General features: G+C 50.3%; 14 protein-coding genes. All 14 read right to left on the bottom strand.

Going from position 1 to position 15,678, the window contains the following annotated elements; genetic code table 11:
- Window positions 1-21: 21 nt before the first annotated feature.
- The 14 genes from cobN to cbiE are packed head-to-tail and all read right to left on the bottom strand — an operon-like array spanning window position 22 to window position 15,677.
- Window positions 22-3,816: a cobaltochelatase subunit CobN gene (gene cobN, locus MYF79_RS17380; RefSeq protein ID WP_247808920.1), complete on the bottom strand. Its 3,795-nt coding sequence runs from the start codon at window positions 3,814-3,816 to the stop codon at window positions 22-24.
- Window positions 3,817-3,824: 8 nt separating this feature from the next.
- Entirely contained in the window at window positions 3,825-4,871 is a 1,047-nt protein-coding gene (gene cobW / locus MYF79_RS17385) for a cobalamin biosynthesis protein CobW (RefSeq protein WP_247808921.1), read from the bottom strand.
- A gap of 53 nt (window positions 4,872-4,924) precedes the next feature.
- Entirely contained in the window at window positions 4,925-5,503 is a 579-nt protein-coding gene (locus MYF79_RS17390; RefSeq protein ID WP_247808922.1) for a cob(I)yrinic acid a,c-diamide adenosyltransferase, read from the bottom strand.
- Window positions 5,504-5,510: 7 nt separating this feature from the next.
- Window positions 5,511-6,035, bottom strand: a complete 525-nt coding sequence (gene cobC / locus MYF79_RS17395; protein WP_247808923.1) for an alpha-ribazole phosphatase family protein — start codon at window positions 6,033-6,035, stop codon at window positions 5,511-5,513.
- Entirely contained in the window at window positions 6,020-6,823 is an 804-nt protein-coding gene (locus tag MYF79_RS17400) for an adenosylcobinamide-GDP ribazoletransferase (protein WP_247808924.1), read from the bottom strand. Before MYF79_RS17400 ends, cobC begins: the two co-directional genes overlap by 16 nt.
- Window positions 6,824-6,826: 3 nt before the next feature.
- The gene (cobT, locus tag MYF79_RS17405) at window positions 6,827-7,867 is read right to left on the bottom strand and encodes a nicotinate-nucleotide--dimethylbenzimidazole phosphoribosyltransferase (protein ID WP_247808925.1); all 1,041 of its coding nucleotides are present in this window, start codon (window positions 7,865-7,867) and stop codon (window positions 6,827-6,829) included.
- A 20-nt stretch (window positions 7,868-7,887) separates the two neighbouring features.
- On the bottom strand, window positions 7,888-8,391 hold the full coding sequence (locus MYF79_RS17410) for a bifunctional adenosylcobinamide kinase/adenosylcobinamide-phosphate guanylyltransferase (RefSeq protein WP_247808926.1): 504 nt from the start codon (window positions 8,389-8,391) through the stop codon (window positions 7,888-7,890).
- A gap of 10 nt (window positions 8,392-8,401) precedes the next feature.
- Window positions 8,402-9,112, bottom strand: a complete 711-nt coding sequence (locus MYF79_RS17415; RefSeq protein ID WP_247808927.1) for a vWA domain-containing protein — start codon at window positions 9,110-9,112, stop codon at window positions 8,402-8,404.
- Window positions 9,113-9,159: 47 nt separating this feature from the next.
- Window positions 9,160-10,104, bottom strand: coding sequence for an ATP-binding protein (locus tag MYF79_RS17420; protein WP_247808928.1), 945 nt, complete (start codon window positions 10,102-10,104; stop codon window positions 9,160-9,162).
- A 19-nt stretch (window positions 10,105-10,123) separates the two neighbouring features.
- Window positions 10,124-10,819, bottom strand: a complete 696-nt coding sequence (locus MYF79_RS17425; protein ID WP_247808929.1) for a hypothetical protein — start codon at window positions 10,817-10,819, stop codon at window positions 10,124-10,126.
- 1 nt (window position 10,820) lies between these two features.
- On the bottom strand, window positions 10,821-11,903 hold the full coding sequence (locus tag MYF79_RS17430; protein WP_247808930.1) for a cobalt-precorrin-5B (C(1))-methyltransferase: 1,083 nt from the start codon (window positions 11,901-11,903) through the stop codon (window positions 10,821-10,823).
- Window positions 11,900-12,658 carry a precorrin-6A reductase gene (gene cobK / locus MYF79_RS17435; RefSeq protein WP_247808931.1) on the bottom strand — a complete coding sequence of 253 codons (759 nt, stop codon included), beginning with the start codon at window positions 12,656-12,658 and terminating at the stop codon, window positions 11,900-11,902. Before cobK ends, MYF79_RS17430 begins: the two co-directional genes overlap by 4 nt.
- Entirely contained in the window at window positions 12,659-14,491 is a 1,833-nt protein-coding gene (cobM, locus tag MYF79_RS17440) for a precorrin-4 C(11)-methyltransferase (RefSeq protein ID WP_247808932.1), read from the bottom strand.
- Between the two features lies 1 nt (window position 14,492).
- Entirely contained in the window at window positions 14,493-15,677 is a 1,185-nt protein-coding gene (gene cbiE, locus MYF79_RS17445; protein WP_247808933.1) for a precorrin-6y C5,15-methyltransferase (decarboxylating) subunit CbiE, read from the bottom strand.
- Between the last annotated feature and the right edge of the window lies 1 nt (window position 15,678).

Raw genomic sequence — 15,678 nt, forward strand, 5'->3', positions numbered from 1 at the left:
CGACCCTAAATAAAATGTTTCTCATTCCTGATCCACAAACAACTGCTGCAATCGCGCCAATGTTTCTTTCTCCGGTTGCTTCCACATACCGCGTTGGATGGCCTCCAGCATACGCTCTGTCATGTCTTTCAATGCCCAGGGATTAACTTGCTCTATAAACTGCCTGTTCTCTTCATCGAAGAGATATGCCTGTGTGATACCCTCGTACATGAAATCGTCCACGAGGTCGGTAGTGGCATCATAAGCAAACAGGTAATCCATGGTGGCCGCCATTTCAAAAGCACCTTTGTAGCCGTGTCGTTTCACGCCCGCGATCCACTTTGGATTGACTACACGGGAACGGTAAACTTTCAATAGCTCCTGTTTCAGACTTTTTACCCTTGGACTTTCCGGGCGTGCATGATCTCCGAAATAGATGGAAGGTTGCCCGCCTTTGATGGTCTGCACGGCATTCGCCAAGCCTCCCTGGAACTGGTAATAGTCGTCGGAGTCGAGTATATCATGTTCCCTGTTATCCTGGTTATGCATGACCACCTGTATATCAGACAGGCGTTTCTCGAATACTTCATGTGCCGATTCACCGATACGGTCTGCTCCATAGGCATAACCGCTCCAGTTGATATATACCTTTGCCAGGTCTTCCCGCGATTGCCAGTTCTTCTCATCGATTACGGCCTGCAAACCTGCACCGTAAGCGCCTGGTTTGGAACCAAACACCCTGAACAATGCACGCTTATGCGCCTTTTCCTCACCCAGTCCTTTGGACTGCCATTCCTGTTTTTCCTGCAGGAAGCGTTTTCTGATGGGATTCTGTTCAAAAGGCTCTTCCAGTTGCGCTACTTTTTCAACAGCCGCATTAAAGATGGAAATGACATCAGGAAAGGCATCTCTGAAGAAGCCGGAGATGCGGAGCATCACGTCTACTCTTGGGCGACGCAGGGTGATGAGCGGAATGATCTCAAAATCGCTCACCCGCCTATTGGCTGTCTGCCATACAGGTTTTACACCCATCAGTGCCAAAGCCTGTGCGATGTCATCACCACCGGTACGCATAGTGGAAGTGCCCCAAACTGATAGTCCGATCGATTCGGGATAGTCTCCGTGTTCCTGAAGATACCTGTCGATGATCAGGTTGGAGCTCTTCACACCCAGGTTGTAGGCGGTTTGTGTAGGGATCGCACGCACGTCTACTGAAAAAAAGTTCCGTCCCGTAGGCAGTACATCCAGGCGTCCGCGTGTAGGCGCGCCCGAACTGCCGGAAGGTACATAACAACCATTCAGCCCCTGCAGGAGGTTGGTGATTTCCCCGCGGGTAGCCTGTATTTTAGGTAATGTATTGTCGCGGATGAACCTGCAGTATTCACTGCTAAGCGGATATTGTCCGGGAATGTCGGCGCCGTTAAGCATGTCACTGATCAGCGTTTTAGCCAAATCTTCCAACAAGGCTATTACATCGCCATTGATCCGGCATGCTGCGAAGGCAGTATGCTGGTCACGCGCTTTGAAAGCCACCTGGTAGTCACAATTCAGCGGGTCTAATGGCAGGCCCAGATCTTTTGCCAGTACTTGTGTGATGCCCAATCTGCCTGCTACAGGTACCCGGTGCAGGGCCACCAGCAGGTCGGTAAGTTGTTCTCCTTCCGGCGCTTTACCCAGTATGTGAAGACCATCCCTGATCTGTGCTTCTTTCAGTTCACAGAGATAGCCATCCAGTTTCACCAACAGTTCATCAATGTCTTTCACTGACGATTGCAGATCTGCCTCCAGGTTGGCTTCCGTTACGAGTTGTGTGATCTGTGTTTTAATCACGGCGCTACGCCTGGGGTCTGTGCTATAAGCGTCATAATACTCATCGATCAGGTGTTCCAGTTTTGTCAGCACGCCATAACTCTCCGCCCTTGTCATAGGTGGTATCAGGTGATCGATGATAATAGCATGATTCCTTCTTTTTGCCTGTGTTCCCTCGCCAGGATCATTGATAATAAAAGGATAGAAATGAGGGATGGGGTTTAATAACACTGCGGGGAAACAGGTATCCCTGCTCAATGCCACACTCTTGCCCGGCAGCCATTCCAGGTTACCATGTTTGCCAACATGCACTACGGCATCTGCATGGAAAACGTTGTTCACCCAGCAATAATAGGCCAGGTAAGCGTAGGTAGGAGGCAGATCAGGAGAGTGATAGATTGCTTTGACATCCTGGTTATAACCGCGGGCGGGCTGAATGCTTACAAAGGTGTTGCCCAACAGGAAGCCGGGAATGATAAACCCGTCCGCGTTGTAATTGGGCGAATCTTCAGGATGGCCCCATTGCTGTTCGATCTTCTGCCTTAGCACCGGCGACAGCGCCTCGTAATATTGCTTGAACTGCGCCATCTTCAAACTTACCTGGTAAGGCCTGTATAAAGCAGTATCCATATCGTTGGTGATGTAATGCGTGATCAGCGCTATCAGCTCTGCACTATCTGCAGGTATAAACTCTCCAAGATGATAATCGTGCATTTTTAATGCATGCAGTATTTCAATGATGCTGGCCGGCGTATCCAAACCTACACCATTCGCCAGGCGACTATCCTTGTTCGGATAGTTCGGCATGATGAGGGCAATGCGTTTCTCTTTATTCGCCTTCTGCCTGATGGCTATCCAGCGCTTTGCGAACTCCACCACAAAATCGCAGCCTTCTTCATGTGTCGTGTATTTGAGAATATCGGAATCTGTTAATGTATCCCTGCCTAAAGAAGATTTAAATGAAACGGCGGTTGTAATGATCCTGCCGTCTATTTCCGGCAGTGCAATGTTCATCGCTACATCTGTAGGCGTCAGGCCAAACAGGTTCTCCTGCCAGATCTCTTTTGTACAGGAGGCGAAGATGGCTTGTATAACGGGTACATTCGTCTGCCTGAAAATGAACTGATCGTCGGTAACATCCAGTAATGATTTTATAGAGAAACTGGTGGTGTTGATGATCACATCTATCGCGGCTCCCACCTTGTTCAACAGGCTAAACAGCTCATCGCAGGTAGCCTGGTCGCGCAGATTGCTGGCAAAGGCAATAATGGGGTTGATTTCCTGTTTTTCGAGTGCCGCTGCGAGGTAATATACCGGCTCCAGGTTATCTGCCAGGTAGTGGGTCTGATATACGAGTATTACGGCATTTCCTGAACAAGATCGTCCGGGGATGATCGTATGTTCTTCTCCCCCGGGAATAATTCCCCGTTCCGGGTGAAAGAGGAAGAGGTCCGGTAAGCGTTGTGGGGCTTCGAAACTATAAGGTAACCGGAAGAAAGTATGAAAGATGTATTGCAGGCATTGCAGGTGATTCCGCCTGCCGCCTGCGCAGAGATATTTCCAGACGGTATCCGCAATATGCAGATCAACGGTGGAACTGTTGAGCAACTCAATATCGGGTACATCATATCCCGGGAGGAATAGTACAGGTATCTTCCGCAGCTCGCACTCAATGCTGACCGCTTCGAACAGGTAAGGATAATAACTGCTGCCACCCAGGAAGCGGCATATCACCAGTTTCGCTTTCCCGACCACTTCTTCTACATACTTATCGATCGTCAGTTCCTGTTTCAGGTATACGAGGTTAGCGATGCGCAGTGAGGGCAGGGGAGCATTGCCTGCTGGTGATCCGCCGGGCAAAGGCGCGACTGTTGCCAGCTGGTAGAGTTCCCTGTACGCGTTGTTCAGGGAATGGATCTCAGTATCAGCGGCCGACAGGAACACGATATCGCCTGGCTGCTGTTGTATATGGAAGACCCCTTCGCCGTTAGGGTTCCATCCTCCCGGAATAGTTGGAATAAGATGCATGTATGATATTAGCTGACTACACTCAGTTTTTCATTGATAACAGTACCCAGGTTTTTTTCGTGCAGCTCGTTGCCGATAATGACCAGGCTTGTTTTACGTGTTTCTCCATCTTTCCATTTACGGTCGAAATAGTGATCGAAACGTTTGGATACACCCTGCAACACCATCCGCATAGGCTTACCGGGAACATTAATGAAGCCTTTTATACGGTAGATCTCATGTTCTCCGATCAGCTCTTTCAGGGCTTCTACGAGGGTCTCCGGCGTATGGGGCGCATGGATATCGACTACCACGGAATCAATATCTTCATCATGTTCATGTTCCAGGCCATTGGCATGATCTTCTTCATGATGGGAGTGGCGGCTATCCAGGTCATTCTCCGCAGCTGCGTTAACGCCCAGGAGGATCTCGGCCGACAGTACACCATTTGCTGCTGCTACCATCTTTACATCTGTGCGTACCTTGCCTGCGATGATGGCTCTCACCTCTTCGTATTTATTTTCATCTATCAGGTCCTTCTTGGTCATTACTACCAGGTCAGCGCAGGATAACTGGTCTTCAAACAGTTCTTCGATCGGTGTTTCATGATCCAGTGAATCGTCTGCCAGTCTTTGCGCATGTACACGTTCCCTATCGCAGATCTCGCCTGTAGCTTGCCCGACTACATCTACCACCGTTACCACTGCATCTACAGTGATCTGTGGTTTTAGCTCCGGCCAGTTAAAGGCATGTAGTAAAGGTTTGGGCAATGCCAGCCCTGAGGTTTCAATGATGATATGGTCGATGGTATCTTTACGTTCCATCAGTTGTAACATTACAGGCAGGAATTCTTCCTGTACGGTGCAACAGAGGCAACCGTTGTTCAGTTCCAGTACGTCTTCTTCATTGGAGCAGCATGATTTCAGGAGCTCACCATCTATACCCATTTCGCCAAATTCGTTCACAATAACGGCCAGCCTGCGGCCATTGGCGTTCTGAATAAGGTTGCGGATCAGGGTTGTTTTGCCTGAACCCAGAAAGCCTGTGATGATAGTAACAGGAATTTTTGTAGCCATTTTGTATCTTTTAAGGAGTGTACAATTTATTGCGTGATATAATGTGTGGATATTTACTCCACCGTTTTCTTTCGTTTATAGAGGAATAATTGCCATTTCTCTTCTGCCACACCAGCCTTGTCCATCTCAGCCCTGCTCATGATGAAGAAGAGATCAGACAGGCGGTTGACGTACGACAGGATATAATCATCCACCGTATCCACTTTCATCAAAGAAACCAGTAACCTTTCTCCTCTGCGCATCTGTGTTCTTACCACATGGCACAGAGCTGATATTTCGTTACCGCCGGGTAAGAGGAAATAGTCAGACTTTGTGGTCATACCGGCTTCCAGCTCGTCGATCCATTGTTCACAGAACGCGGGGCCGTCTTCCGGTTTGGGATTAGGGTTTTCTTTCTTACAGTCTGAAGGGCGGGCCAGGTGAGACATCATGTCCATCATATCTTTCTGGATCTTATGCAGATTAGGTTGCCATGCATGATCGCTGCCCAGTTTAGCGCGTAGCAGCCCGATAGTCGAGTTAACCTCGTCCAGGGTACCGTAACAGTTCACCCGTACATCGTCTTTATCGACCCGGCTGCCGCCGAAAAGCGCTGTTGTGCCTTTATCTCCTTTCCTGGTATATATTTTCATGTGTTGGTTATTTCAGGTTGAATGTATAAATGCCACCGTATTCGACTTTCTCCGTCATGATCTGACTGAGTGGAATGCCATTGAAGAGGTGCATGGCACTGCGGATGATACCCGCATGTGTAATGATCACTACCCGTTGGTACTTTGCTGCCTGCAGATCCTTGATACACGCCGCAAAACGGTCTGTCAACATCTGTAAAGATTCTCCATTTGGCGGCGCCAGCCGGATATAGTCTGCCATCCAGGGATCCAGTTCCCCGCGGGGAATGTCATCCCACCTTTTGCCTTCCCAGTTGCCGAAATGAAGCTCCATGAGGCGATGGTCGGTAATGTGCGTGGGCGTAATGGCCTGTGCCAGCAGTTTACATCTTGTCAGTGGACTACTGTACACCGCGTCATAATCTGCCGGCAAGCTGCTGATGATTGCTGCATGCAGCATGGCATAATCAGCCGGCAGTGGAACATCTGTCTGACCATAGTTGGTGCCTTCAGGAAAGTCTGGTTTGATATGCCTTACTAGATATAATTCCATATTGCCAGTATGCTCGTATAAAAAGTGATCTCATTCAGTTGCTGTACTGCCCCGAGGCAGTCGCCGGTATACCCGCCTATCCATTTACGGAAGAAGCGGGACAGGTATAAAGTGAGCAAGCCGCAGGGAACAAGGACCAGCAACAGCAGGTAGGTGTAATGAAGGGCATAGATCATCAGCAGCAGGGGAACCAGCCCGGTGATCAGTGCCACACAGCAGCCCGGCCAGCTGATCTTCGTAGCCAGTGGTTTACTTTTGGAAGTAGCGTCGTCTTCCCGTGCATAAGGCATGTAACGTAAGAGGAACACCGGCATCGTGCGACTGAAAGCGTGTGCGGTCACATACAGCAGGCAGAATGCCAACAGGTGTGTATTGACCATCAGTAAAGCCAGTTTCGCCAGCAGGCATACTTTCAGGAGTATTATCACGATAAGGGCAATGACACCAAAAGCGCCCGTACGGGAGTCTTTCATGATCTCCAGGATACGTTGCTTCGTCCAGCCGCCGCCAAAACCGTCGGCTACATCAGCCAGTCCATCTTCATGGAATGCACCTGTGACAAGCAGGGTGGCGATGAGAGAAAGTATAACTGCTGTGAAAATGTCTTTGAAGAGCGCGTGGGCTGCAGCAAAGCAGACAGCGCCTATGATGCCTACCAGGATGCCGACCATGGGAAGGTAGCGGCCGGATCTGTTCAGATCGGCTGCGTTATGATCAATACCTGCGGGTAGGGGTATGCGGGTAAAGAACATCAGCGCTGTTAAGAATATGCGGAGCTCCTGCTTCATATGCTATGCTTTATTGGATACACCGGCAGATTCAAAGCTGGCCATTTCATTCAGGAAATTGACGGCAGACCGGATCAGGGGATAAGCTACCGCCGCCCCGGTTCCTTCTCCTAAACGCATGCCCAGCTGCAGCAAAGGTACAGCATTCAGATGGGCCAGCATCAGCTGATGCCCCTGCTCATTGGACTGATGCGTGAAGATGCAGTAATCCAGGATATGCTTATCTAATCCGGATGCCACCAGCAACGCGGAAGTGGAAATAAACCCGTCCACCAGGATGATCATACCTGCCGCAGCTGCCTGCAACATGGCGCCACACATCATGGCGATCTCAAAGCCGCCGAAAGTGCTTAATACCTGCAGAGGCGTCTTCTCAATGCCCTTATGGTGTGCTACTGCTTCGGAGAGGATCGCGCACTTCTTTGCCAATCCTTCATCATCCAGTCCCGTTCCCCGGCCTATGCATTGCGCCAGCGGGATATCGCAAAGCAGGCTCATAATGATAGCTGCGGAAGAAGTATTGCTGATACCCATCTCGCCAAAGCCGATCACATTACAACCTTCCTGGTGTATCTCCCTGACGATGGCCGCGCCCTTCTCAATAGCTTCCCGGCACTGGATCATTGTCATGGCCGGTTCATGCAGATAGCTTTTAGTACCCATACCTACTTTCGCATGTATAAGACCGGGATGCTGATGGAAGTCGAAGTTCACGCCCGCATCTACTACGCGGATCTGCATCCCATGCTGCCGGGTAAAAACATTGATACCGGCGCCGCCCTGTAAGAAGTTAAACACCATCTGGTAAGTCACTTCCTGCGGGAAGGGACTTACGCCTTCCTTTGCTATGCCATGATCGCCGGCAAAGACAACAATAGTGGGTTGCTGTAATGCCGGGCTAAGCGTCTGTTGTATAGCACCTGCCTGTAGGGCGATCTTTTCCAGCTGGCCCAACGAACCCAGTGGTTTGGTCTTGTTGTCTATTTTATGTTGCAGCGCTGCTGCGATGTCTTTATTTACCGGTGGAATATTGAATGTTGCCATATGAGGTGTCTGCTTATTAGTTATTTTAATGTGAGGGGAAGCCCGGATACGATCAGCGTTGCTTTATCTGCCTGCTGTGCGATGTATTGATTCATCCATCCCTGCAGGTCAGCAAACTTCCGGCCTCCTTCCGTGGAGGCATGTACACCCATCCCTATTTCATTGGAAATGATGATCAGGTTGAAATCCTGTTGGATAAAAGCATCAAATTCCTTTTTCGCTGCCGCCAGCGCCAGGTCTGCATCGTAGTTATTGTCCACGAAGAAATTGGTGAGCCATAGTGTTACACAGTCCAGCACGACCGTTTTATTGGCCAGTAGTAGTTTGCTGATCTCTTTTTCTTCCTCGATGTTTTCCCAGCGTGCATCCCGGTTTTTTTTGTGTAATGTGATGCGGGCATTGTGATCTTCATCCCAGATGCGGGATGTGGCAAGGTAAACAGGGCGTTCCGACAGGAGCAATGCCTGTTGTATCGCGTAGTCTGTTTTGCCGGACCGTTGACCTCCTGATATATAGTGGATCATTGGATGAATTTTATATTGTTATCGCCGGTAATGGTGCGTTTTGCCGGATATGCTGATATCCGGCGCCGATGGACACTGCCAGTTTTTCGGCCAGTTCCAGTTTGACAAAACCGCTTTCATTATCGATGACGGTGGTTCGTTTGATACCATTTAAATATTGCCTGTAAAACAATACCGCTTCTCCAAATGGATCATCCGTGTTGCCGGCATTGATCTTTCCATCGGTGAATATGTACAGGCTGGCATGTTCTTTCATATTGCGCTTAAACAATTGACTGATCATCGCAAATCCAGCTTTCATATTCGTTTTGCCTCCTGAGCTGAGGTGTGCAAGTGTATTGACCAGTTCCTGCACATGCAGGGTAGGCGCTGACAATAACTCCGCAGTTCCATTGCTCAAGGCTACTGCTGCGTATTTGATCCGTTTTGATTTGTAACGGTCAATTGTTTGCGCAACAAGACCTTTGATATAGGCGATTTGCCTGTCTTTCACCATAGAGCCACTGGAGTCTACCAGGAAGAAAACATACATATCTGCTTTGGACTGTTGACGTTTATACCTGATGGTTGTTTCATCATGCGTCAGGTAGTATTTCACTGTTTCCAGTACATCTACCCGCGGCGATAATGAGGCGCTCTTTTGTCTGGCGCCCTGGAGGTGAAGCGCGACTTTCATGGCCATCCCTTTCCTTGCCTCAGCACCACCTGTTTTCAGTTGCACGTATTGATCTGTTCCTGCTGCCTGCAGTAAATATTTTTGGCTGTTGCTCAGCTCATCCTGACCCTTATCGACTCGCCCTCCTTTTCTTCCCGCGGGGACTGGCTTTCCCTTTTCTGCTGAGAATGTTGCGTGGAGGAATAGTGTTTGGACCGGTGAGACAATACGAAAGGCATCACCTTATGAACATCGTCTGTGGCGACTTCTTTTTTACCGTAGAATGCAGCATATGCCCGCGCTGCTTTCAGTAGCAGAATATCTGCACGGAGCCCTTCTACCTTGTATTGGATGCAGGCATCAGCGATGCCGGCCAGTATGCTGTCGGAATAGGCTACTTGTTTTACCTGCTCCCTGGCATACATGATCTGTCGGGCAAGTTGTTGTTCCTCCGCTTCGTATTTTTCATGGAAGGCGGGTACATCTGCGTCGAACTGTAAACGGCGGTTGATGATCTCCATACGGTCTGTTCTGTCCATAGGCGTTTTTACCGTTACACTCAGGCCGAACCTGTCCAGCAATTGCGGGCGCAGTTCACCTTCCTCCGGATTCATGGTGCCTACCAGGCAGAACCTGCTTTCAAACCATTTGGACACGGTATCCCGTTCGAGGTGATAGCCGCCGCTGGCAGCTGCGTCCAGCAGTACGTCCATCAGGTAGTCATTCAACAGGTTTACTTCGTCTATATAAAGAATGCCCCGATTGGCAGTCGCCAGGAGGCCCTGCTGCACTTCCGTTCTTTTCTCATTAATGAGCACATCCAGTTTGATGCTACCAAGTACCCTGTCTTCAGTAGCGCCGATGGGCAGGTTGACAAAGGGGAAGTCTGTAATGCAGCGTTGCATCAGGTGGCTAAGCCCTCTTACGGTAGTGGTCTTTCCCGTGCCTTTGTCGCCCAGGGCCAGTACGCCCCCCAGGCCAGGGTCTATCATGCAGAGTACCAGCGTCAGTTTAAAGTCTTCCTGTGCATGTATGGCTGTAAAAGGAAATGATCTCATGAAATGGTCCGTTTAATGGTTAAGCGAAACTGTTGTAGATCCAGAGGCAGCCTACGCCAATGGAGAAAATGCCTACAACTGCGTTGAGCGATTTAAAGGCCAGCTGATTGCGTTCTATGAACCTTGATACCGAAAAGGCCAGTACGCAGCTGTAGGTGGTCATGGCCACCACGATACCAACACTCTGCAGTACAATGATGCCAATGGCAATACCTGTACTGCTGGAGGCCATGATCAGTGCGATGGCGCATGCCCCGCCGGTGCCTGCCAGTCCATGCAGCATGCCTACCCAGAAAGAACGGCTTAAAGGGTTCATGGCAATTTCCTGCCCTTGTTTACCATGAATGTGCAGCGCGTTATTAATGTGCTCATGTTCTGCAAATGCCTTGTGTGCAGCCATCATCTGCTTCAGCTTATGATTGCGGCGGATGGCGGATATGCCCAGCCAGATCATCACCGGACCTACTACTATCTCTGCATAGGAAGAGATGTTCAGTGGTAAGGCTGATTTCAGCAACAGGGCAAAACAGCTGAACAGGATCAGTGAAGTGGAGTGGCCCAATGCCCATTGGGAGGAACGCCAGATCAGTTTCGAAAGCCCGATCCTGTTGTTGGCCTTATCCGACGCCAGTACAGACACTGCCGCCATGTGGTCGGGCTCGAAAGAGTGCTGGATGCCCAGGAGTATTGAGTCTGTAAATAAGTATCCGATCATATTAAAAAGTTAGAATAGCATCATTTGCGTCGATCAGCAGAAGCTGCAGCTGTACGTCCGGTATCAGTGGTGCACAGACCGCATAACAACGTGCTGCCAGTTCCCGGAAGAATGGTTCCGCTTCATCGAAGGGAAACAGCTCTGTGAGTCGCCGGGCCATGTTCAGCTCCAGGATAGGCCGGCATTGATCTTCACTATAACCACAGTCCCTTGCCATTGTGTAGATGAACTGTTTATCCCAGCTGGACTTCCCGCTATGTGTATCCAGTTCTCCCTGGGCAAGTTTGGCAGCCTTCCCCAGCATGATGCCCATGTTCACCTGCCGCAGGGGCACAGCGCGGATCTTCGCCAGCGTTTCCCCGATCCAGTTTCCATACTGGATGAAAGCAAATTCCGGCAGATGGTGAAACCGTTTCCGCAGCAGGTTCTCCGAACGGCCGCCGGAATTGATGACGATCTCCCTGCAGTTATTGGCCAGCGCCACATCAATGCCCTGCGTGATGCTGGCAATGTAGGCGGAGGAACTGAAGGGCCGCACAATGCCGGTAGTGCCCAATATGGAAATGCCGCCTAAGATGCCAATACGGCTGTTTAAAGTCTTTTTGGCTATCTCTGCTCCATCCACCACGAAAACCTCGATATTTACCCCCTTATTAAGCGAATAACGGTGTGTCAGGAAATGGACAACATCCGTCATCATTTTCCGGGGTACCGGGTTAATGGCCGGCTCTCCTACACTGATCGCCAGACCGGGAAGGGTGACCAGCCCAACGCCTTCCCCACGAAGGAACCTGACTTCCTGTGTATCATTGAAAGACACGGTGCAGCCGACCGTGGCTCCATGTGTCACATCCGGATCGTCGCCTGCATCTTTTACGGTGGTGCAGGTGGCCTTGTCAGCGCTGTATGTGCATACACTGATCCGGAATGTCACTTTTTCTCCCCGTGGCAGTGTGATCTCTACCTCCTGCACCGGCGTCTGTGTAATAAGCGCCAGCAAAGCGGCCTTCGTACAGGCGGTGGCGCAGGCCCCTGTCGTGTACCCTTGTCTTAAGGGCCCTTCGGGAACCGGCCGCAGGCTCATGACAAGACGCTGTTGAGCCCAGCCAGGAGTGATACTTCATCGCTGACGGTGATGAACGTATCCGGCAGGGCAGGACGTTCGATGATCAGGATGGGAATATTACTTTGCAGGGCTGCCTGTATCTTAGTAGCCAGGAAACCGGATTCCCCGCTTTCTTTCGTCAGTATACAATCAATGTCATATTGCCGAATAAGGGCCAGTTCCTGTTGCAGATCGTTGCCCGGCATATCCTGCACGAGGTGTTCTTTTGGAAAGCCTGCCTGTACTGCCAGCGCCAGGGAACTTTCCCTGGGCAGGATGCGGAAGATGGTGGCATGCTGTTGCCAGTAGGGAGTCAGCGGTGCAATGGTCTGCACACCTGTTAATGCCAGCAATCGCTTCACCGGATGCTGTTCCAGCCAGGACATCGCAACTGTATAAGAGCTGCAATATTTTACAAGCGGATGTTCCAGCCGCTCCGGGTAATTGCGTTCATAGCGGAGTACCGGAAGGGACAGCGTCTGTGCACTTTCATAAATAGTAGCGTGCAGCTGGGTGGCAAAGGGGTGACTGGCATGAACGATAGCCCTGACAGCATGAACTTTACAGAATGCCTGTAGCTGTGTTGCCGTGAGCGCGCCATGCCGGTAAATGCCATATGCGCCCGGCTGAAAGTCAATATTTGTTTTGGTGGAATAGTAATAGGGACAAGCCGCCTTCTCCAGGATGCCTGCCACTTTTTTACCTTCTGTTGTTCCGCCAAATACGAGGATCATTTAATTTGTTTTTATGGCTTTACCTGTTCTGAAAGTATGCTTCCAGTCAGGATTGTATAAATGTGAACGGTTCTTTCTGGCGCCGATGGCGACACCTACTATCACGAGGGTGGTCAGCGTCAGCTTATGATCGCGTACGATCTGCGCCAGGTCTTTTAACTGGCCGGTGTAGATCTCTTCATCTTTCCAGCTTACCCGGTACAAGACGGCTACCGGCGTTTCGGGGTCATAGTGTTCGAGCAACTGCTCCTGTACCGGCCTTGCGATGGTAGCGCTCAGGAAGATGCACATGGTGGCTTTGTGTTTAGCCATCTCATTCAGTTTCTCGTGTTCTGGCAATGGTGTCTTGCCTGCACCCCGTGTCAGGATGATGGTTTGCACCACTTCAGGAATAGTGAATTCTGATTTCAGGCTGGCAGCTGCTGCCTGGAAGGAGGAGATGCCTGGTACGATGTAGTAGTCCATGCCTTTTTCGTCGAAGATGCTCATCTGTTCCTGTATGGCGCCGTAAATACTTGGGTCGCCGGATTGCAGGCGCACGATCAGATGTCCTTTTGCATAATGTTCTTCCATTAAACTGATCTGCTCTTCCAGGGTCATACTGGCAGAGTTCCGCACGATCGCTTCTTTTTTTGCATAGTGGGTGATCTCTTCCGGTATGAGACTACCTGCGTATAAGATAAGATCTGCTTCCTCCACGAGTTGTTTGCCTTTTAGGCTGATCAGCTCCGCGTCTCCCGGTCCCGCGCCTACAATAGCGATCACTGCCTTCCTGACCGCCTGGCGCTCAAGGGCAACGGCAATTGTATGTTTTTTGCCGGAAGGAACAGAGATCTTCTGTTTCTCCAGCAGCAGTTCCTTATTGCCAGACAGCAACATGGCAGATGCTTCGGACACACTATGTACGCCGAGTTTTGACATCACTACTTCCGACGGGTTAAGCACCTCCTGTGTATTCAGCTCATCGGCCGTATAAGTAATAAAGGGGATCTGCAGTTTTTCCGCCAATGCAATAAAGGCGGTTTCGTCGTGTTTTACATCAATGGAGCCCATCGCCCTCACAGATTCCATAGCAAGTCCATGCTGCGCCAACTGCTGGTATACAGACGCCTCCAGGAGCGCTGTTTCTATATCCCGCGAGCAGCCCATCCCGAGATGTAATACCGGCGGATGGAGATATAGTACGGGTATACTTACCAGGTACTTTTTATAAGTCACCGCGATCAGCAGCGCATACTTCGAAAGGTCTGCCTGGTCAAGGTCATAAAAGACATCTGCAAAGGCTGGCAGTGTCTTTTCGAGATGTGCCGTGCCTTTGTCCTTGATGTCGAGCAGTACCGCTGTAGGTTGGTTATTGACGAATAAGGAAATAATACTGTTCATGTCCCGGCTGGCGGCCGTCTTCCAGCCAAATTGCTCCGCCAGTGTATCGAGCGACCAGATATCCTGCAGGTCACTACTGGTGGTGATCACCGCCTGAGCGCCGGTGGCGGCCGCTAGTTTGCGGGTAATGGCATTGGCGCCGCCGATATGTCCTGATACCACTGATTGTACAAAAAGCCCCCTGTCGTCCATATTGATGACGGCAGGATCTGTTTGTTTATCCTGTAAATAAGGCGCAATGCTTCTTACGCAGATGCCCAGTGCCCCGATAAAGATCAGTGTATCGAAACTGCTGAAATTAACTGCCAGGAAGGAAGCAATGCTATCGATGTGTGTTGCCTGCTCATGATGACGGGTGCTGACCAGCAGGGACTTCGGGAATTCTGTCCTGATCCTGTTGCCCAACGCAAGGCCACTGTCGGTGCTGGCTATGATGACTGTCTTGCTCATGTTATCTTTTTTCTGCTCCCAGTATGGTAATAGGATTGTGATCATCCACCCGTATCACCATCGGTGTTGACAATGTATAATCTAACGCCTGCGCGATGGCTGTAAACTGAGTTTTGCTTTCCTCTTTCACTGCATTCAATACGATCCTGCCGCCGGAGGGAAGGAGGGTATCCAGTTTCCGCAATAGTTCTTCCAGCCTGCCGCCGTGCCCACCGATGAAGACCGCATCAGGAGCTGGGTAGAGATGAAGGTCTGTCTCAAAGAAATCGCCCATCACACTTGTAATACCCGGTGTGGAATGCCTGCGCATATTTTTATCCATCAACTCACTGCATTCGCTCCTTTGTTCAAAAGCGACGATGCGCAGGTGCGGATAGGATCTCCTGGCTTCAATAGAAACAGCGCCGGTACAAAAGCCTATATCCCAGAGCACATTACGCCCGGCGAGGTCCAGGAAGGACAGGCTGGAGAGACGCACGGGCATTTTGGTGATCATATTCGGACGGTTTTCCAGGCTATAGAAAAGATGGTCTGCGATGCCGTACGAGAATGCCTGCCTGTATGTTCTTACCAGTATCACACAGTTCAGCTGATGTGCCGTATGCCTGATCGCTTCAGTTAATTCAAATGTGGTGGTGCGATGATGGAGGCCGCCCAGGTCTTCGCCTACGATCATTCTGTAATTGGTGAAATTGTATTCCAGCATGCGTTGAGCAATAACTGCCGGTGTCTTCTGCTGGTCTGTCAATACACCGATCATTGGTGCCTGTGTAAGGAGGGCATTGTCCAGTTCATCCCAGGAGCGTCCGTGTACAGACACATTCCGCAGGTTGGCGTAAGCAAGATTGTTCGCATGACAAAGCAATTGTATGCTGTTGAAATAAGGATAGATCTTCATCGTTGCTGCCGGATCGAATTTCTGTATAGTGCCGGCAAAGCCATAGAACAGCGGGTCTCCGGAGGCGAATACCACCACGGGCCCGTTATGCTGGCTGAACTGTTCAAAGAGAACAGGCATATTACCCTGAATATCTATCCAATGATGATGTGCAGGAAGGTGTTTTTTCACCAGCTCATAGTGCCGCTTACCGCCGGAGAATACCTTGTGCGATGGTAACAGTTGTCTGACTGCATCCGGCAGGATGTAGTCAGGTTCATTTGATATGCCGATCACAATATATTCCACT

Source organism: Chitinophaga filiformis, from assembly GCF_023100805.1.
Classification (GTDB): Bacteria; Bacteroidota; Bacteroidia; order Chitinophagales; family Chitinophagaceae; genus Chitinophaga; species Chitinophaga filiformis_B.